This window comes from Streptomyces corchorusii (genome assembly GCF_001514055.1).
Lineage (GTDB): Bacteria > Actinomycetota > Actinomycetes > Streptomycetales > Streptomycetaceae > Streptomyces > Streptomyces olivaceoviridis.
Genome location: NZ_KQ948359.1, coordinates 379,579 through 397,766 on the forward strand (window position 1 = coordinate 379,579; position 18,188 = coordinate 397,766).

Annotated in this window: 16 protein-coding genes; 7 read left to right on the top strand and 9 right to left on the bottom strand. The window is 73.0% G+C overall.

Annotated elements, in window-relative coordinates; genetic code table 11:
* Positions 1–30: 30 nt before the first annotated feature.
* Positions 31–1,224 carry a glycosyltransferase gene (locus tag AQJ11_RS25135; RefSeq protein ID WP_208616601.1) on the top strand — a complete coding sequence of 398 codons (1,194 nt, stop codon included), beginning with the start codon at positions 31–33 and terminating at the stop codon, positions 1,222–1,224.
* Positions 1,225–1,230: 6 nt separating this feature from the next.
* On the opposite strand, the gene AQJ11_RS25140 is transcribed toward AQJ11_RS25135, so the two are convergent.
* Complete coding sequence (locus AQJ11_RS25140) at positions 1,231–2,436, bottom strand: TerD family protein (protein ID WP_208616607.1); 1,206 nt, start codon at positions 2,434–2,436, stop codon at positions 1,231–1,233.
* Between the two features lie 294 nt (positions 2,437–2,730).
* Between AQJ11_RS25140 and AQJ11_RS25145 the strand changes: the two genes are divergently transcribed.
* From AQJ11_RS25145 to AQJ11_RS25160, 4 genes are all read left to right on the top strand, one after another.
* Positions 2,731–3,174: a DUF6643 family protein gene (locus tag AQJ11_RS25145; protein WP_014671097.1), complete on the top strand. Its 444-nt coding sequence runs from the start codon at positions 2,731–2,733 to the stop codon at positions 3,172–3,174.
* Between the two features lie 45 nt (positions 3,175–3,219).
* Positions 3,220–4,044, top strand: coding sequence for an MOSC domain-containing protein (locus tag AQJ11_RS25150; protein WP_059264466.1), 825 nt, complete (start codon positions 3,220–3,222; stop codon positions 4,042–4,044).
* A 203-nt stretch (positions 4,045–4,247) separates the two neighbouring features.
* Positions 4,248–4,853, top strand: coding sequence for an Rv1733c family protein (locus AQJ11_RS25155; RefSeq protein ID WP_014671099.1), 606 nt, complete (start codon positions 4,248–4,250; stop codon positions 4,851–4,853).
* A gap of 231 nt (positions 4,854–5,084) precedes the next feature.
* A complete protein-coding gene (locus AQJ11_RS25160; protein WP_059264467.1) occupies positions 5,085–7,523 on the top strand; it encodes a right-handed parallel beta-helix repeat-containing protein in 2,439 nt (812 codons plus the stop codon).
* Between the two features lie 4 nt (positions 7,524–7,527).
* On the opposite strand, the gene AQJ11_RS25165 is transcribed toward AQJ11_RS25160, so the two are convergent.
* On the bottom strand, positions 7,528–10,005 hold the full coding sequence (locus tag AQJ11_RS25165) for a hypothetical protein (RefSeq protein WP_059264468.1): 2,478 nt from the start codon (positions 10,003–10,005) through the stop codon (positions 7,528–7,530).
* A gap of 260 nt (positions 10,006–10,265) precedes the next feature.
* On the opposite strand from AQJ11_RS25165, the gene AQJ11_RS25170 reads away from it, so the two are divergent.
* Positions 10,266–11,099: a DeoR/GlpR family DNA-binding transcription regulator gene (locus tag AQJ11_RS25170; protein ID WP_059264469.1), complete on the top strand. Its 834-nt coding sequence runs from the start codon at positions 10,266–10,268 to the stop codon at positions 11,097–11,099.
* An 83-nt stretch (positions 11,100–11,182) separates the two neighbouring features.
* Positions 11,183–11,656, top strand: coding sequence for an SRPBCC family protein (locus AQJ11_RS25175; RefSeq protein WP_014671103.1), 474 nt, complete (start codon positions 11,183–11,185; stop codon positions 11,654–11,656).
* Here the strand turns inward: AQJ11_RS25175 and AQJ11_RS25180 are convergent, their stop codons facing one another.
* From AQJ11_RS25180 to AQJ11_RS25210, 7 genes are all read right to left on the bottom strand, one after another.
* On the bottom strand, positions 11,657–12,445 hold the full coding sequence (locus AQJ11_RS25180; protein ID WP_014671104.1) for an enoyl-CoA hydratase/isomerase family protein: 789 nt from the start codon (positions 12,443–12,445) through the stop codon (positions 11,657–11,659).
* A 78-nt stretch (positions 12,446–12,523) separates the two neighbouring features.
* Positions 12,524–13,786, bottom strand: a complete 1,263-nt coding sequence (locus AQJ11_RS25185; RefSeq protein ID WP_208616602.1) for a cytochrome P450 — start codon at positions 13,784–13,786, stop codon at positions 12,524–12,526.
* 103 nt (positions 13,787–13,889) lie between these two features.
* Positions 13,890–15,203 carry a cytochrome P450 family protein gene (locus AQJ11_RS25190; protein WP_059264470.1) on the bottom strand — a complete coding sequence of 438 codons (1,314 nt, stop codon included), beginning with the start codon at positions 15,201–15,203 and terminating at the stop codon, positions 13,890–13,892.
* 247 nt (positions 15,204–15,450) lie between these two features.
* Positions 15,451–16,053: a GTP-binding protein gene (locus AQJ11_RS25195; protein WP_014671107.1), complete on the bottom strand. Its 603-nt coding sequence runs from the start codon at positions 16,051–16,053 to the stop codon at positions 15,451–15,453.
* Positions 16,028–16,402 (bottom strand): DUF742 domain-containing protein, encoded by a 375-nt coding sequence (locus AQJ11_RS25200; RefSeq protein WP_014671108.1) that lies wholly within the window; start codon positions 16,400–16,402, stop codon positions 16,028–16,030. Before AQJ11_RS25200 ends, AQJ11_RS25195 begins: the two co-directional genes overlap by 26 nt.
* Positions 16,399–16,800, bottom strand: coding sequence for a roadblock/LC7 domain-containing protein (locus AQJ11_RS25205; protein WP_014671109.1), 402 nt, complete (start codon positions 16,798–16,800; stop codon positions 16,399–16,401). Before AQJ11_RS25205 ends, AQJ11_RS25200 begins: the two co-directional genes overlap by 4 nt.
* Complete coding sequence (locus AQJ11_RS25210) at positions 16,797–18,002, bottom strand: ATP-binding protein (RefSeq protein WP_175252078.1); 1,206 nt, start codon at positions 18,000–18,002, stop codon at positions 16,797–16,799. Before AQJ11_RS25210 ends, AQJ11_RS25205 begins: the two co-directional genes overlap by 4 nt.
* Between the last annotated feature and the right edge of the window lie 186 nt (positions 18,003–18,188).

The following is an 18,188-nucleotide window of genomic DNA, read 5'->3' on the forward strand; positions in this document are numbered from 1 at the left end:
ATAGACGATGCGTCCTCGTGAGCCGGTCGGGTGGGGCAGACTGCGGCCGTGAGCGCCTTCCTGTGGATCACCGTCGTATCACTGGCCGCCTGGTGCTGGCTGCTGCTGGGCCAGGGCTTCTTCTGGCGCACGGACGTCCGGCTGCCGGGGCGCCGGGACCTGGACGCGTGGCCGTCGGTCTGTGTGGTCGTACCGGCCCGTGACGAGGCCGCCGTGCTGCCCGTCGGCCTGCCGTCGCTGCTGACGCAGGACTATCCGGGGCGGGCGGAGGTCTTCCTGGTGGACGACGGCAGTACGGACGGCACCGGCGACCTGGCCCGCGAGCTGTCCCGGCGGCACGGCGGGCTGCCGCTCACGGTGGGATCGCCGGGGGAGCCGCCGGCGGGCTGGACGGGCAAGCTGTGGGCGGTGCGGTACGGCATCGGGCTGGCACGCGCGCGTGACCCCGAGTACCTGCTGCTGACGGACGCCGACATCGCGCACGCGCCGGACAGCCTGCGTGAGCTGGTGGCGGCGGCCGACACCGGCGGCTTCGACGTCGTGTCACAGATGGCGCGGCTGCGGGTGGCGAGCCTGTGGGAGCGGCTCGTGGTCCCGGCGTTCGTGTACTTCTTCGCGCAGCTGTATCCCTTCCGGTGGATCGGCCGGCCGGGCTCGCGCACCGCCGCGGCGGCGGGCGGCTGCGTCCTGCTGCGCGCGGACATGGCTGAGAAGGCGCGCATCCCGGAGGCCATCCGGCACGCCGTCATCGACGACGTCGCGCTCGCGCGCGCGGTGAAGCGCTCGGGCGGTCGCGTCTGGCTGGGGCTGGCCGACCGGGTGGACAGCGTGCGCCCCTACCCCCGGCTGCGCGACCTGTGGCGGATGGTCTCGCGCAGCGCCTACGCGCAGTTGCGGCACAGCCCCGCGCTGCTCCTCGGTACGGTCGCCGGGCTGGCGCTGGTGTACCTGGTCCCGCCGGCCGCCGTGGCCGTGGGCGCGGCCGGCGGCACCGGGGCGGTCGCGCTCGTCGGGGCCGCGGCGTGGGCGGTGATGGCGGGGACGTACGTGCCGATGCTGCGCTACTACCGGCAGCCGCCGTGGCTCGCCCCGCTGCTGCCGTTCACCGCGTTCCTCTACCTGCTGATGACGGTCGACTCGGCCGTGCAGCACTACCGCGGGCGCGGGGCCGCGTGGAAGGGCCGCACCTACGCCCGCCCGGACGCCGTGGCCGACGAGGGCTGAGCCCGGTCACTTGCGGCCGGGCGTCCAGTTCATGCCCCAGCCGTAGGCGCGGTCTATGGTCCGCTGCGGGCTCGATCCGCGTTCCGGCACCAGGTACCGCGCCTCGCGCTGGACGAGGAGGTCGCCGCCGGTGTTGGTGATCAGCGCGAGCGCGCACACCGGGGAGTCGACGGTGCACTCGTCCAGCGAGAAGTCGATGGGTGCGCCGTGCTGCGGCTGGAGGGTGACGGTGGCGTGCAGGTCGGCGAAGGAACGGGCGCCCTCGTAGATGGTGACGAAGACGAGGACGCGCCGGAAGTCCTGCTTGTGGTCGAGGTTGATGGTGAGGTTCTCGCCGGCCGCCACGGCTCCGGTGCGGTCGTCGCCGTCGAGGTGGATGTACGGCGGCCGGTGGAGCGAGCCGAAGGCGTTCCCGAGGGCCTGTACGACTCCCTTGCGTCCGTCGGTGAGTTCGTACAGCGCGCACAGGTCGAGGTCGATGTCGCCACCGCCGCCCCGGCGGCCCCAGCCCGTGGACCGGGTGCGCGTCTGCCAGTTGAGGTTCACCCGCATCTGCCCGGAGGTGCCGCCCTGCTTGGCCAGCGAGACGGAGGGGGCCGCCTTGGTGAGGGTGACCTTGGAGAGGCGGACGGGCTGGGCCGGGGGCGGCGGGGCGGGGGCCGCGGGCGGCGCGGTGGGCGGCGCGCTGTGCTGCGGTTCGTCCACGGTGATGCCGAAGTCCGTTGCCAGGCCTTCGAGTCCGCTGCTGTAGCCCTGGCCGACTGCACGGAACTTCCAGCCGCCCTGGCGGCGGTAGAACTCGCCGAGCACGAAGGCCGTCTCGACGGTCGCGCCGGGACTGTCGAAGCGGGCGACCACCTGGCCCGAGGCGGCGTCGGTCACCTCGACGTAGAGGTCCGGGACCTGCCCGAAGGTCCCGCCGTCGGCGGAGGCGGCGAGGACGATCCGTTCGACGGCGCCCTCCACGCGCGCGAGGTCGGCCCACAGCGTGTCGGTGACCCGTCCGCCGGCCGTCCGCTTGCCCTCGTGGCGTACCGCGCCGGAGGCGTGGGCGGGCTGGTTGTAGAAGACGAAGTCCCCGTCGGAGCGCACCTTTCCGGCGACGAGCAGCAGCGCCGACGCGTCGGCGTCCGGGACCCCGGGGCCGGAGCGCCAGCCCACGTCGACGCGCAGCCCCGTGGCGGGCACCGGTGTGTTGGATCCTTTCGGCATTGACATGTCCGCCCCCATCACGTGTCGGCTTCCGGGTCTCGCCCCGCGTCCGTGTCATCCCTACCCGCACAACCTATTCCCGGGCGCCCCGCACGCCCACGAACGGCACAGGAAGATCGCCGGTCAACCGCCGGTAACCCGGGACGAACTCGGCCTTTACGTGATCCAAACGTGGACCGCTGTCCCTTTTTGCCAAGTTCGCTCGTATTGGGGCTCTCAGACTCCTACCGACACGGAAAACAACCGTCTTATCGGTCTCCCCAACCAGCACATCGTGGGCTTAACTTATGTGCCATGACCTCCCCCCGCTCCACTTATGGTGGCGGCTACTACTCCGCCTCCTTCCCGGAGACCCCGATCTACGACTCTCTCGTCGCCGAGCGGGGTACCCCGCAGATCGCTCCGATCCGGGTCCCCGCCGCCTACGACACGGGCAGCAGCCTGCCCGCCCTGCCGTCGGCCCTCCCCGCCCTCCCGGCGGCACCGGCCCAGCAGCAGCCCCCCGCCTACGGCTACCCGCAGCCGCAGCAGCCCGCACCGCTCCAGCAGGCGCCCACGGCGTACATCCCGCAGCAGGCGAGCGCCCCGCGCGGCTACCCCGGTCCGCAGGCCCCGCAGCAGCCGCAGCGGCCGATGGCGCCGGGCAACGGGTACGAGGCCATGCGCCCGGCCGCGCCGCGGCCCGCGCCGGCTCCCTACCAGGACCCGTACAACAACCAGCAGTACCGCGGTTACTGACCGCTCACGCCCCGGCTGTCCGTGCCGCCTGGCAGGATGGACGGCATGGGACACGCCGCAGTGGAGTCGATCCACGTCCACCCGGTCAAGGCGTTCCGGAGCCTCTCGCCCTGGGAGGCCGTCGTGGAGCCCTGGGGCCTGGCCGGTGACCGGCGCTGGGCGCTGATCGACCACGGGGGAAAGGTCGTCACGCAGCGCGAGCAGCCGCGTCTCGCCCTGGCCGCCGCCGAGCCTCTGGCCGGCGGCGGCCTTCGGCTGTCCGCGCCCGGTCGGCCGCCGCTGACGGTCGAGGTGCCGGAGCCGGCGGCGACCGTGCCGATGAACGTGTTCGGCACGAAGGTGGAGGGGGTCCCGGCCGACCCGGCGGCGCACGCCTGGTGCAGCGCCTATCTGGGGTTCGAGGTCCGCCTGGTCCACATGGACGACCCGGCCACCCGCCGCCCGGTCGACCCCGAGTACGCCCTGCCCGGCGAGATGGTGAGCTTCGCCGACGGTTACCCCCTGCTGGTCACCACGGTGGCCTCGCTGGACGCCCTGAACTCCCTGATCGCGCAGGGGCCGAACGCCCACGAGGGCCCGCTGCCCATGAACCGCTTCCGGCCGAACGTCGTCGTCGCGGGCACCGAGCCGTGGGCGGAGGACCACTGGTCGCGGATCGCCGTCGGCGAGGTCGTCTTCCGGGCCACGAAGCCATGCGGACGGTGTGTGGTGACCACCACCGACCAGGCCACGGCCGCACGCGGCCGGGAACCGCTGCGCACCCTGGCGCGCCACCGCAGGATCGACGGCAAGCTGCTGTTCGGTCAGAACCTGGTGCCCCTCTCCCCCGGCACGATCCGGGTCGGCGACCCGGTGCGGGTGCTGGAGTAGGGACCGGCCCGCGCGCAGCGGTCGGTGAAGATCGGCCGGACCGGGAACCAGCGGGCGGGTGCCGGTCGTTGAGCAGGCGTGAGAAATTCGTGAAGGTCCGCCTGCGTCAGGTACCGCGGCGGACGTGAGGCGCTCTCACCCGGTCCGGTCCGGGGGCGAGCGCGGATGCCGGGGACCATGGCGGACCGGGAGGGGGTGGGGACATGCGAGCACTCAGTGGGCTGTGGCGCTGGCGGCGCAATCCGCTGTGCCGCGCGACCGATCTGGCCGAGGCGTGGGTGGCCCTGGTGGCGCTGCTGCTCATCGCCGTGGCCGCACCCGTGACCGGCTGCCTGGTCGGTGCCGCCGCCCAGGACTCGCTCCAGCGGTCCGTACGACAGCAGCAGCACACGCGCCATCTGGTCGAGGCCACCGTGGTGCGGCGCATGGGCGGGGTCCTGCCGGAGACCGACCCCGACGCCACTTCCGCGCGCGAGACCGGCAGCCGTGTTCTCGCGGACTGGACCGCGCCGGACGGCACCCCGCGGCACGGCCCGGTCCTGGCGGACCTCAAGTCCCCGCACCAGGGGGACCACTTCCGGCTGTGGACCGATCCGCACGGCCGAATAACGACCCGCCCGCTGGACTCCGCCACGGCGACGACGCACGCCGTGCTCGCGGGATCCGGCGCGGCCCTGCTGGCCGCGGCCCTGGTCGAGGGCGGCCGACGCCTGACCGTCTGGCGCCTGGTCCGCCGGCGGTACGCGCGCTGGGACCAGGCATGGGACCGGGCGGGCCCGGACTGGGGCAAGGCGGGCACCGGGAGCTGACGGCCTTCCGGCTCTGGTCAACCCGGCATGCGCGCACGCGCTACGGTGGACCGGCCGAAGCGCATTCGGCGACAACCCGCGGGTGCGTGAACCCCCGGGGCGCACAGGTCTCCAGGGGCGCGGACGCGCTGACGCCCCGGGAGCCGAGCACGGTCGCGGTCCGGGCACCGGCGGCAGCGCCCCGGCGGGCAGCGAGCCATCAGTACGACGAGGTGGGGGCACAGCAACGCCATGGCACAGGGCACGGTCCAGGTGACGCACACCGGTACTTCGCGGTGGCGGCGCCGCACGGGTGAGTACGCTTCGCTCGCCGCCGCCCTGGAGGCCGCCGCCGACGGCGACGTCCTCACCATCGCCCCCGGCACCTACCGGGAGAACCTCGTCGTCGAGCGGGCGGTGACACTCCGTGGGCCCGAGGGCTCGTCCGGCTCGGTGCGGATCGCGCCGGTGGACGGCGTTCCGCTCACCGTGCGGGCCTCGGCCGTCGTGCAGGACCTGCACGTCGAGGGGCAGGACGCGGCGGCGCCCGCGCTGCTGGTCGAGGAGGGCACGCCCGAGCTGATGGACGTGCGGATCGTCACGCGGTCCGCCGCCGGCATCGAGGTGCGCGGCGGCGCCCGCCCGACCGTGCGCCGGTGCACCGTCGACAACCCGGCCGGCATCGGCATCGCCGTACTCGACGGCGGGGGCGGGGTGTTCGAGGAGTGCGAGGTCGTCGCGGCCGGGCAGGCGGGCGTGGCGGTGCGCGGCGGGGCCCATCCCCGGCTGGAGCGCTGCCGGGTGCACCACGCCTCCGGTACCGGGCTGACCGCGACCGGCGAGAACTCCTCGCTGGAGGCGGTGGGATGCGAGATCTACGAGGTGCGCGGCTCCGGGGTGCAGGTCACCCAGCGGGCCACCGCGCACCTGACGGACTGCGAGGTGCACCGCACCACCGCCGACGGCATCACCCTGGACACCGACGCGGTGCTCACGCTCGCCGACTGCCACCTCCACGACATCCCGGAGAACGCGGTCGACCTGCGCTCCCGCTCGGTGCTCACGCTGACCCGGACGACGGTCCGCCGGTTCGGGCGCAACGGCCTGTCGGTGTGGGACCCGGGGACCCGGGTGGACGCCAACCAGTGCGAGATCTTCGACAGCACCGGCGACTACCCGGCGGTGTGGGTGAGCGACGGGGCCACCGCCGTACTGGAATCCTGCCGGGTGCACGACGTGCCGGACGCGCTGTTCGTACTGGACCGCGGCTCCCGCGCGGACGTCGTCGACAGCGATCTGTCGCAGGTGCGCAACACGGCCGTGTCGGTGAGCGACGGGGCGACCGCGCAGCTGGACGACTGCCGGATCAGGGAGGCGGCCACCGGTGCCTGGTTCCGCGACCACGGCAGCGGCGGCACCCTCAACAACTGCAGCGTGGACGGCACCCAGACCGGTGTGATCGTCACCAAGGGCGCCGACCCGACCATCGAGCGGTGCACGGTCGACTCCCCCTCGGAGGCCGGCTTCTACGTCTCCGCGGGCGGCCGGGGCAGCTTCCTGAACTGCCGGGTCACCGGCAGCGGCGGCTACGGCTTCCATGTGATCGACGGCTGCCGTACGACGCTGCGCAGGTGCCGTACGGAGCGGTGCGCGCGCGGCGGGTACGAGTTCGCCGACGGCGGCCCGGACGCCGGGCCCGGGACCGGACCGGTCGTGGAGGACTGCACCAGCGACGAGAGCGGGAGTGTCCGGGCGCCCGAGGTCCGGGAGACGGCCGTGGAGACGGCGACGCAGCCCGCCGGCCTGCTCGGCGCGCTCCCCGGGCAGCGGGCGGCGGAGCAGGCTCCGCCCGTCTTCGCGACGGAGCCGGTGAAGCCGCAGCGCACTTCCAAGGACGTGCTCGGGGAACTCGACGCGCTGGTCGGCCTGGAGAGCGTCAAGCGCGAGGTGCGGGCGCTGATCGACATGATCGAGGTGGGCCGGCGCCGGCAGCGGGCGGGGCTGAAGGCGGCCTCCGTCAAGCGGCACCTGGTCTTCACCGGCTCCCCCGGCACCGGCAAGACCACGGTCGCCCGGCTCTACGGCGAGATCCTCGCCTCGCTGGACGTGCTGGAGAAGGGCCATCTGGTGGAGGTGTCCCGGGTCGACCTGGTCGGCGAGCACATCGGTTCCACGGCGATCCGCACCCAGGAGGCCTTCGAGCGGGCGCGCGGTGGGGTGCTGTTCATCGACGAGGCGTACGCGCTGTCCCCGGAGGACGCCGGGCGGGACTTCGGCAAGGAGGCCATCGACACGCTGGTCAAGCTGATGGAGGACCACCGGGACGCGGTGGTGGTGATCGTCGCCGGGTACACCGCGGAGATGGAGCGCTTCCTGTCCGTCAACCCGGGCGTGGCCTCCCGCTTCTCCCGCACCATCACCTTCGGCGACTACGGTCCCGAGGAGCTGCTGCGGATCGTGGAGCAGCAGGCCGACGAGCACGAGTACCGGCTGGCGCCGGGCGCGTCCGAGGCGTTGCTGAAGTACTTCACGGCGCTCCCGAAGGGCCCGGCGTTCGGCAACGGCCGCACCGCCCGGCAGACCTTCGAGGCGATGGTGGAGCGCCACGCGAGCCGCGTCGCCCAGGTGCCCGACCCGACCACCGACGACCTGACCCTGCTCTTCGCGGAGGACCTGCCGGACCTGCCCTGAGCCGTCACTCGGGCAGCTCCGGGCGCTGTCCCGGCAGCTCCGGGTGCAGGCGGGTCAGCAGGCGGGCCCGTTCGCGGGTGAAGGCGGGGTCCGTCTGGTAGTCGGAGTGGCCGAGGATCGGGGCCGGCAGCGGGTGGTCCGGGGTGCGGCCGTAGGCGAGGGGGTCCCGCAGGGGCTCGTGGTCCACCTCGGGGGAGGTGTCGTCGGGGACGCGGACGGGGCCGCCGATGGGGTCGGTGCGCCGGTAGAGGTTGCGCCAGCAGTCGATGTCGTGGTGCAGGGCGGCCAGGGCCGGCGGGCCGAAATGGGCCGGGAACCAGCGACCGTACAGGCGCTCCAGCGGGGAGCCGTAGGTGAGCAGGGCGACCCGCCCGCGTACGGACGGCGGTAACTGCCAGGCCGCCGCGGCGGCGAGGACGCTGCCCTGGGAGTGGCCGGACAGCACCAGCCGGCCTCCGGTGCGCCGGGTCCAGGTGGCCATCCGCCAGGTCAGGTCCGGCACCGCGCGCTCGGCGTAGCAGGGCGGTGCGAAGGGGTGGGCGGCGCGCGGCCAGAAGGTGCCGACGTCCCAGAGGATGCCGATGGTGCGCCGGGCCGAGGCGTCCTTGTAGGCCCGCCTGCCCCAGGTCACGAACAGCAGGAAGCCGACGCCGACCAGCCAGGAGCCCAGCGCCTGCGAGGTCTCGGCCACGGCCTGCACGAGGTGGTGGGTGCGGTGGGCCGCCCCGTCGGGCGTCTTCCTCGTGGCCAGCGCCCCGGCCAGCGCCACGGAGCCCAGGACCAGGGTGGTGGCGGTGAGTACGGCGACGACGAGCGGTGCCCGGTCGGTGAGGGTGGCCATGGCCCGCGCATGGGCGATGGCACGGGTACGGGCCGGGTCCTCGGGCTCGCCGGGGTGCTCGTGGCGGACCCGGTCGCGTTCGGTGCGGGCGAGCCGGGCGGTGTGCAGGGCGAGCCCGGCGACCAGGAGCAGCAGGACCGCGAGGAGCGGCGGGATGACGGACGCCTGCCAGGTCAGCAGCACGGGCGGGCCGGTGAGCAGGGCACGGGTGCCGTCCAGCCAGTCGGCGACGCGCTGGGCGACCCCGCCGGAGATCACGCCGCCCAGCGCGCAGGCGAGCAGGGCGACGGCGGGACCGCCGAGGCCGCGCATCCCGGCACGTGGGTCGGGGCGACGCCGGTGCAGGTACCCGGCCACGGTGGCGAGGGCGACGACGAGCAGGCCCTGAGCCAGCATGAGGGCGCCGAAGGAGGGGTCGCCGGGCAGCCGGCCGGTGGACTGCCAGCCGGGCCGGGACCAGCCGGCGTACACCAGCCCGAGCAGCAGCAGGGCGAGCGCGGCGAGCGGCAGGCGGCGTACGAGGTGCCGGTCGAGCCGCTGGTCGAGCCGCCACTCGCTGCGGCCCCGGCGGCAGACCACCACGACCACCGCCGCCCCGCAGAGGAGCAGGGCCGCCGCCAGCCCCAGGCCGAGGACGTCCAGGACCGCGGGGCCGCCGGGCCGGTGGTCGAAGCGGGCCGCCGGGGTGGTGACGGCGGCGGCCACCGTGAGCAGGCCGACCGCGGTGTGCGCCGCGCGCAGCCGGGCGACCAGGCGGCGCCCGTACCAGAACCCGGGCCGGGCCAGCGCACTGCCGTGGCCGACGGGCCCGGCGTCATCACCGCCCGGCTCCGGCCCACCGCTCCTCGGCACCGCTCCACCGCCGGCCGGCCCCCGCTCCTCGTCGGCCGACCCCCGCTCGTCATCCGTCGCCACCGGGGTGGAGGACAGGGGGCGGTGGGACTCGTAGGCGCGCCAGGTGCGGTGGGAGAGGTACCACAGCAGGCCGGTCAGCGTGACCGGCAGTGTCGCCGCGAGGGCCAGTCGGCGGCCGGGGGCGCTCCACCAGCCGCCGGCCGCGGGTGACAGGAAGTCCAGCCAGGAGTGGCGGCGGACGCAGGCCTGGACGCCCGCGCACTGCCAGGCGACCAGGTCGAGCGCCACCTCGCAGGCGGCGGCCACCAGCAGCACGGTCAGGGTGAGGGCGCACAGACGCACCAGGAGGCCGTAGAGCCGCACCACGCGCGGTCGGCCGGGTGCGGCGGGACGCATCCAGTGCGCGAGGTTCACCACCATGAACGGCAGCAGCAACAGCCACAGGGCCCGGCTGCCGTCGCCGGAGGTCAGGTTGCACCAGACGTACGCCTCCCGGACCGGTCCGCTCCGGCGCTCCCGCCCGCGCTCCGCCCCCGCCTCTCCCCCGGTCCCGCTCCCGTCCGGGGCGCCCTCGGCGTCCTCGGCGCGCCGGAAGACGGCGGCCGTGTCGTCGCCGGTGACCCGTACCGTGCGCGGATCGCCGAGCATCTTCTCCGGCGTGGTCCCGCCGACCCCGTGCACCAGCAGTTCCAGCTCGGTCTCCGGTGACTCCCCGGAGAGGTCTGCGTACGACCCGGCGGGACGCTGCTCCCGCTGCCCCGCCGAGCGTTCCCGCGCGCGTTCCACTGTTCTCGCACTTCCCCCGTGCCGCCTGACGCCTGTGTCGTGCGCGCTCCAGGATCTCCGGTCCGGCGGTCGCGTACACCTCTCGTCACGGAATCTCCCCGAACCGTGTGGCGGCGGACGGGTCACGACGCGGTGGCGCAACCGGTGCCGACCCGTGAAAGGATGGGACGCCCGCGCACTGCCGGACAGAGGGAACTTCCTGGTCGGAGCCGGTGCGCCGGGCGTTTCGGACGGTTGGCGGCGAAAGGACCGGAGCGTACGTGAGCGAGAATCAGAACCTCCTCGCGGAGCAACGCCGCGCCTTGATCGTGGACGAGGTCCGGCGCCGGGGCGGGGTACGGGTCAACGAACTGACCCGCAAGCTCGGTGTCTCGGACATGACCGTGCGCCGCGATCTGGACGCGCTCGCCCGCCAGGGTGTGCTGGAGAAGGTGCACGGCGGCGCGGTGCCGGTGGTCGAGGCGAGCACGCACGAGCCGGGGTTCGAGGCGAAGTCGGGGCTGGAGCTGACCGCCAAGGAGGACATTGCGCGCGCCGCGGCCCGGCTGGTCAGCCCAGGGGCGGCGATCGCGCTGTCCGGCGGCACGACGACGTATGCGCTCGCGCAGCAGCTGCTGGAGGTGCCCGACCTGACCGTGGTGACGAACTCGGTGCGGGTCGCGGACGTCTTCCACTCGGCGCAGCGCACCTCGGGGCAGCGGCAGGGGGCGGCGACGGTGGTGCTGACCGGCGGGGTGCGCACTCCGTCGGACTCGCTGGTGGGGCCGGTGGCCGACCAGGCGATCGCCGCGCTCCACTTCGATCTGCTCTTCCTCGGGGTGCACGGCATATCGCTGGAGGCCGGCCTGTCCACGCCGAACCTCGCGGAGGCCGAGACCAACCGGCGGCTGGTGCATTCCGCGCGCCGGGTCGTGGTGGTCGCCGACCACACCAAGTGGGGTGTGGTCGGCCTGAGTTCGTTCGCCGCGCTGGAGCAGGTGGACACGCTGGTGACCGACGCCGGCCTGCCCGCCGAGGCGCGTGCGGAGATCTCCGAGCACCTGCGGGTGCTGGTGGCGGGCGAGCCCGGGGACGAGGACGGCACAGACATCTGAGAGGCCGTCAGCTAAGGTGGCGATGCCCGGTTGACGATGTCTGCTCAACCGCCCGCGGGAGTGTTCACGAGGGGGTCTCGTCCATGGCTCGTCGTCTGCGCGCGGTTGATCCCGGCTTCATCGTGGCCGCCCCCGTGCGCCTGGTCTTCGCACGGAACATCTCCGCCTCGCCCGAGCAGGTCTTCCGCGCGCTCGCCGAGGACGTGCCCGGCTGGACCGAGTGGTTCGCGGCGGTGACGCTCGCCCGGGCCACCGGCGGCGGCTCCGGGCGGGAGATCCGGCTCCGGGGCGGGACGCGGTTCGTGGAGACGGTGCTCGTCGCGAAGGCGCCCGAGGTGTACGCCTACCGCATCGACAGCACCAACGCGCCCGGGGCCCGTGCTCTGGCCGAGGAGTGGCGCCTGACACCTCGGGGCACCGGCACGCGTGTGCGGTGGACCCTGGCCGCCGACGGGACGGCACCGTTCCGGTTCTTCCTCACGCTGGCCCGGGCGGGCCTGGGGCGCGCCTTCCGCGACGCGGTGACCTCCCTGGACGGGTACGTGTCCCGGCGGTGATCAGTCGCCGTGGACGTGGTGCGCCTCGGACACGACCGCTGCCATCAGTTCCGCGTCCAGCGCGGAGACGTCGGCCAGGCGGGAGGCGGCGGACAGCGAGTTGAGCAGGGTCTTGGTGACGCGCAGTGCCGCCGGGGGGCGGCGGACGATGGGCCTGGCCCAGGCGTCGACGGCCGCGTCCAGTTCGTGCGCCGGCACGACCTTTTGCAGGATGGACAGGGAGTGGGCCTCCGCCGCGGTGAACGCCCGGCCCGTGAGCACGAGTTCGCGGACGCGGGCGGCGCCGACCTCGTTGACGAGGCGGGGCAGCAGGCCGCCCCAGGCGGTGGGGAGTCCGAGGGCGAGTTCGGGCAGCCGGAAGGTCGCGTCCTCGGAGCCGACGCGCAGGTCGCAGGCGAGCGCCAGGGCCATGCCCGCCCCGATGGCCTTGCCGTGGACGCGGGCGATGGTGACGGCCGGGTTCCCGGTGAGGGCGTCGCAGACGCGGCGCGCCTTGGTCCCCGACACGCGGATGCCGCTGCCGGTGGGGTCGGCGGCGAGGTGCCGGGCGAACTCGCCGCGGTCCCCGCCGAGGCTGAAGTCGCCGCCGCTCCCGGTGAGGACGAGCACGCGGACCGCCGGGTCCTGGTCCTGGAGAACGGCCAGGAGGTCGTCCAGCAGGGCGTCGGTGACGGTGTTGCCGTGCTCGGGGGTGTTCAGCTCGATGGTGAGGACCGGGCCCTCCCGGTGGGTCCGCAGGGTCTGCCGTACGGAGCCGGGCGGGAGGGCCGTGAGGGAGAGGGCGGTCATGTCGTCGCTTTCGGGGGAGTCGTGTCGTCGATGTCGGCAGGTCGTCTCGTCAGGTGCCCAAGGGCTGCCTCCAGGAGGTCACGCCGTCACCGTCAGGGAGGTGACGCGCCGGAAGACCATCCGGCTCGCGTATGCCGGGTCCGCGGTCGGCCGCAGGGTGGGGAATCGTTCCAGCAGCTCGCCGAGCAGGACGCGGGCCTCCAGCCGGGCCAGGGCCATGCCGAGGCAGTAGTGGGCCCCGCCGCCGAAGGTGAGGTGGGCGCCCTTGCGGCGGATGTCGAACACGTGCGGGTTCTCGTTGCGGCGCGGGTCGTGGTTGGCGGCGCCGTAGAGGACGTGGACGGCGGTGTCCTTGGCGACGGGGACGCCGACGAGGACGGTGTCGTCGGCGGCGTACCGGGTGTTGAGGTGGATGGGCGGGTCGTAGCGCAGCACCTCGTCGATCGCGTCGTCGATGTGTTCGGGGTGCCGGCGCAGCCAGTCGGCCCGGGCCGGATCCCGGGTGAGGAACCACACGGCGTTGGTCAGCAGCGTGGCGGTGGTCTCCAGGGACGCGATGGTGATGAACATCGTCAGGTCGTAGAGCGTCTGGTCCGCCGCCGCGCGGTCCTCGGGGTACTGGGCGTCCCAGTAGCGGATCCAGCCGGAGAGGACATCGTTGCCAAGGTGGCGGCGCCGGTGGGCGATCAGGCGGGTGAAGAAGTCCCTCATCTCCAGGGTGGCCTGGGCGGAGACGGCCAGTTCGCTCTTGGTGGGCAGGAGTTCCTGGGCGTGGACCTGGCGGTGGGTGAAGTCCAGGATCCGCGGGTAGTCCTCGGCCGGGATGGCGAGCCACTGGCCGACCGTGTGGATCGGGAGCCGGTCGCCGACCGTGTCGACGAAGTCGGCCTCGCCGTGGGTGCGCAGCTGTGCGGCGAGGCGGTCCAGGAGCCGGGTGACGTGGCCGGCGATCCGGGGCCGCATGGCCTCCAGGGTGCCGCGGTCGAAGAGGTTGCCCAGAGCGCGCCGCTGGAAGGTGTGCACGGGCGGGTTGAGGCGGGAGAGGGTCCGTGTCATCTCCCGCGTCGCCGGCTCCCGCCAGCGCGAAGGGTCGGGCCGGCGCTCCTGCCAGTCGAAGTCGGGGACGAGCCAGTTCCTGCCGCGCAGGACCTGGCTGCACGCCTCGAATCCGGTGACGAAGTACCCGCCCCAGGGCGCGGGCACCACGTCGCCCAGGGCGCGCAGTTCCTCCCAGACGGGGAGGGGGTCGGCCAATCCCTCGCCGGACCTCAGGCGGCGAAGGAGGGGGATGACGACTCGGCGGTCGGGGGTGGTACCGCGTATGACGCCAACGGCGGTCACGCAAAGCTCCTCTGTGCTGGGCGCTACCGTTACCGCCGGAACCTACCCTTCCCCTCTCCTTCGTCATGCGCCTGACAGTGTTGCTCCTGTCACATGCCGTACATCACACGCGGAATATGTCCAGGAAACTGCTCCAGAATCCCTTCTTCCTGGCCGGCTCCTGCCGGCCGGCGGAGGCGGCGGAGGCCGGAACCGAGGGCAGCGGCTGCTCCGCCGCGGCCGAGCCGGTGCGGTTCTGGAGGGCGGAGACCATGCGGGTGGCCGGGGTCGGGCTGAAGACCACGGGCAGCGCGACCAGGGCCCGGTGGAACGGCCCCGGGCGCCATGCCAGCTCCTTCTCGGGAACGGCCAGCGTGAGGTCGGGCAGGGCGTTGAGGATCTTCTCGATCGCGGTGACGGCGATGACCTGCGCCGGGTCCTTGGCCGGGCACGCGTGCGGACCGGCTCCCCAGGCCAGGTGGGCGCCCTTGCTGTGCTTCCGGCGGGCCTCGGCCAGCGCAGGATCGCTGTTGGCCGCGGCGAAGCTGATGACGACCGGGGTGTTGGCCTCGGCCACCACTCCCCCGAGGTCCACGTCCTGCACCGGGAAGTGGGTGGCGTAGTTGGCGATGGGCGTCTCGTTCCACAGGACGTCGTCGATCGCCTCCTCGACCAGCAGCCCGGAGTCGCGCCCGCTGGTGTCGGGCGACAGCAGCAGGAGGAGCGCGTTGCCGATGAGGTTGCGCTCGGGTTCCACACCGGCGCCCATCAGCATGACGAGCTGGTCCTTGAGTTCCTCGTCGGTGAGCCCGGCGGGGTGCTGGATGAGCCAGGAGGTGACGTCGTCGCCGGGCCGGCGGCGCTTGAGGGCGATCAGCTCCATGAGGCAGGCGGTGAGTTCCTCGTTGGCACGCAGGGCGTCCTTGCCGTCGAAGATCGCCGACATGGCGCTGGTGAGGGTGTCACCGATGTCCGCCGGGCAGCCGAATAGCTTGTTGAACAGCAGCAGCGGCAGCAGCTTGGCGTAGTCGTTGAGGAGGTCGGCCCGGCCTCGCTCGCTGAACTGGTCGATGAGGTAGTCGGCGATGGGCTCGACGTCACGGCGGATGCGGGTGACGTTGAGCCGGGCCAGGCTGTCCGTGACGGCCTTGCGCAGCCGCAGGTGCACGGCGCCGTCGGTGAACAGGCAGTTGGGCCGGTACGCCATCATCGGCAGCACCGGGCTGTCCAGCCCGATGGCCCCTTCGTTGAGGGCCTTCCACCGGCGGGCGTCCCGGGCGAAGAGCGTGGAGTTCTGCAACACGCGCAGCGCCATCTCGTGGCCGACGACCAGGGTCGCGTCGACGCCGGGGGCGAGTTCGACCGGTCCGGCCGGACCGTGGGCGCGCAGCCGGTCGTAGACCTGGTGCGGGTCGGCGGCGAACGCGGCGTCGTGCATGGGGCATCTTGCGCCGGTGGGGGCGGGGGCTGACTGGCGGTCCATGAAGTTCCTTCTGCTGGCTCCGGGCCGAGGCTCCGGGCGGATGGTTCCGGGCCGGGGCCGGGGCCGGGGGGCGACCCGGGCCGGGCGCCGGGGGATGGTGCCGGGCCGGGGTCCCGGCAGAGGGTCCGGGCCCGGGGCCCGGGCGGAGGTCCGGGCCGGGGGTCGGGGGGATGGGCGGATCAGACGACTGCGGACGGGCGGGTCAGGCGGCTCGGGCGAGCAGGTGACGCACGAGCGCGATCAGCGCGTGCGCCGAGGACTGCCGGTCGCGGGCGTCGCAGTAGACGACGGGCGTGTCCGGGAGCAGGTCGAGTGCCTCGCGCACCTCCGCCTCCTCGTACACCGTGCCCGCCTTGAAGTTGTTGACCGCGATGGCGTATTCCAGGCCGTACCGCTCGACGAGGTCGATGACGGGGAACGTCTCCTCCAGCCGGGCGGGGTCGACCAGGAGCAGCGCCCCCAGCGCGCCGCGGGCCATGTCCTCCCACAGCTGCATGAAGCGCTGCTGTCCGGGGGTGCCGAACAGGTACAGCACGAGGTCGTCGCTGAGCGTGAGCCGGCCGAAGTCCAGTGCCACGGTGGTGGTGGTCTTGTCGGTCACGCCCCTGAGGTCGTCCACGTGGAGCGACGCCTGCGTCATCTTCTCCTCGGTGCGCAGCGGGGTGATCTCCGACAGGGAGCCGATGAAGGTCGTCTTGCCCACGGCGAAATGCCCGACGACCAGGATCTTGGCAGCGTTGGTCACCGCGCTGGAGACATAGATGGAGCCGGGGGCCGTCTCAGCCGATGAGAGATTGGAGTCCATTCAGAACCTTTTCCAGGGTCGCTCTGTCAACGTTCTGAGCCCGGGGCGGCTCGGCTCGACGCAGGAGGTGTCCCTGCTCGAATAAATCGGTCAGCAGCAACCGGGCCACTCCCACCGGCAGTCCCAGGTGTCCGGCCACCTCGGCGACCGACAGGTAACCGCCCGCGCACAGCTTCCAGATCGCCATCACCTCGGGGCCGGCTCCCAGCGGGGGTGTCCGGTCGGGAGCCAGGATGACCAGGGTGTGCAGCGCCAGGTCGTCCGAGTCCGGCAGCGTCCGGCCGCCGGTGATGACGTAGGAACGGACGAAGTCGCTGGTGACGGGGGCTTCCTCGCCGGGATTCGTCATGCGCCGGCACCGTTGTCGGAGCGGGGGGCCACACTCATCGCCTTGCTCAGGCCCGTGACCGTCTTCTGCATGCGGAAGGACATGGCCTCCATGTCGACGTCCAGCGCGGCGGAGACGGCGAGGTAGGAGCCCTGGCCGGCGGCGATCAGGAAGATCCAGCCGCCGTCGTACTCCAGCAGCGTCTGCTTCCAGATCCCGTGTCCCGCTCCCACGAACCCCGCGACGGCCCGGCTCAGCGACTGCATGGAGCTCATCGCGGCGGCGTTCGTCTCGGCGTCGTCCCGCCCGATGTCGTCCGAGCGCTGCAACAGCAGACCGTCGCCCGAGACGAGGATCGCGTGCCGGGCTCCGCGTACCTCAAGCACGTCGTTGAGCACCCAGGACAGGTCGATGTTCACTTGGTGTCAGGTCCTTCCGTGGTGTTCGTGGTGCGCCCAAGCTGTGTACCGCGCGCGAACGCCCCGAGCCGTGACGCCGTCACCTCGCTGGCGGGCTCGGGTGTGCCCTCCTGACCGGCGGTTTCGTCGAGCGCCGGGACCACCGTGACGGGGCCGCTGCGCCGCCGGCGTTTGGGCAGACCTCCCGAGGTCGTCCCCACCACGTGGGTGGGGCCCACCACCGGGACCGGCGCCAGCCGCTGGGGGGCCGCCTCCGGGGCCGCGGTGTCCTGGGTGTCGACCGCGGGGGCGGGCACGTCGGCCGCGAGGAGATTTTCGGGCACACGGATCACTGCACGCACTCCGCCGTAGGGGGACACGGAACCGACGGAGACGGCGAAGCCGTAGCGGGCGGCGAGCATGCCGCACACGGCGAAGCCGAACCGCGGCGGATCGCCGAGACCGGTGATGTCGACCGGGCCGTCGACCGACAGCAGGGCCGCCGCCCGGTCCTTGGTCTCCTGGTCCATGCCGAGTCCGGCGTCGTCGACGATGAAGCACACACCGGTCGGCACGGCCTGGATGTTGACCTCGACCGGGGTTCCGGGCGCGCTGTAGTTCGTCGCGTTGTCCAGCAGCTCGGCCAGCACCACGGCCACCGGCTCGACCGCCTTGCCGACGAGGGAGACGTTCACCTGGGAGTGGACGCTGACCCGGCTGAAGTCCCTGATCCGGCCCTGGGCGCTGCGCGCGACGTCGTAGACCGTGGCGACGCTCTCCCGCCGGCCCAGCCAGCCGCCGCACAGCACGGAGATGCCCTTGGCACGGCGGCCGAACTGGCTGCCGGTGTGGTCGACCGTCATCAGGTCGGCCAGGATCTCGGTGGTGTCGCCGTACTTCTTCAACAGGCTGTCGAGGAGCACCTGCTGCTCCTCGGCGAGCGACTGGAGCGTTCCCATCGCGGACTTGAGCACCGCCTTGGTCCCCGCCTCCGCGTCCGCCCGGACGTCCGCGAGGTCGCGCTGGTGCTGGGCGGTCAACGTGGCGATGTGCGCGTGGAGCTCTCCGACATCGCCGCGGGCCTCACCGAGTCCTGCCTCCAGATCCTTCTTCGTTCTTCGGAGCGCCATATTGGTTCTCCGGGCCCGCATCACTGCGACGACCGCAGCGATGAGCACCACCAGCAAGATCCACAGCAGTGGATCCTGAGTCAATGACGTCATGAGACTCTCTTCAAGTCGCATCGCGCCGGGAACGTGAACAGCGCGACGGTGCCTTCGAGACTGTCCCCCAGACGCGTTGATGACACGCCGTCAGTCCGCTGAAAAGTGGGATGATCTTATCAGCCGCTTAGGCGCAACCGGCTTGCCGAGGGCCTCAATTGAGACGTCACCAAACCCACACAACTC

What these genes read in the sequence shown, in the direction of transcription:
- AQJ11_RS25195 (WP_014671107.1), bottom strand. Translation starts at nt 16,053, where the DNA reads ATGGACTCCAATCTCTCATCGGCTGAGACGGCCCCCGGCTCCATCTAT.
- AQJ11_RS25190 (WP_059264470.1), bottom strand. Translation starts at nt 15,203, where the DNA reads ATGCACGACGCCGCGTTCGCCGCCGACCCGCACCAGGTCTACGACCGG.
- AQJ11_RS25180 (WP_014671104.1), bottom strand. Translation starts at nt 12,445, where the DNA reads ATGACCGCCCTCTCCCTCACGGCCCTCCCGCCCGGCTCCGTACGGCAG.
- AQJ11_RS25160 (WP_059264467.1), top strand. Translation starts at nt 5,085, where the DNA reads ATGGCACAGGGCACGGTCCAGGTGACGCACACCGGTACTTCGCGGTGG.
- AQJ11_RS25210 (WP_175252078.1), bottom strand. Translation starts at nt 18,002, where the DNA reads ATGACGTCATTGACTCAGGATCCACTGCTGTGGATCTTGCTGGTGGTG.
- AQJ11_RS25150 (WP_059264466.1), top strand. Translation starts at nt 3,220, where the DNA reads ATGGGACACGCCGCAGTGGAGTCGATCCACGTCCACCCGGTCAAGGCG.
- AQJ11_RS25140 (WP_208616607.1), bottom strand. Translation starts at nt 2,436, where the DNA reads ATGCCGAAAGGATCCAACACACCGGTGCCCGCCACGGGGCTGCGCGTC.
- AQJ11_RS25200 (WP_014671108.1), bottom strand. Translation starts at nt 16,402, where the DNA reads ATGACGAATCCCGGCGAGGAAGCCCCCGTCACCAGCGACTTCGTCCGT.
- AQJ11_RS25145 (WP_014671097.1), top strand. Translation starts at nt 2,731, where the DNA reads ATGACCTCCCCCCGCTCCACTTATGGTGGCGGCTACTACTCCGCCTCC.
- AQJ11_RS25175 (WP_014671103.1), top strand. Translation starts at nt 11,183, where the DNA reads ATGGCTCGTCGTCTGCGCGCGGTTGATCCCGGCTTCATCGTGGCCGCC.
- AQJ11_RS25155 (WP_014671099.1), top strand. Translation starts at nt 4,248, where the DNA reads ATGCGAGCACTCAGTGGGCTGTGGCGCTGGCGGCGCAATCCGCTGTGC.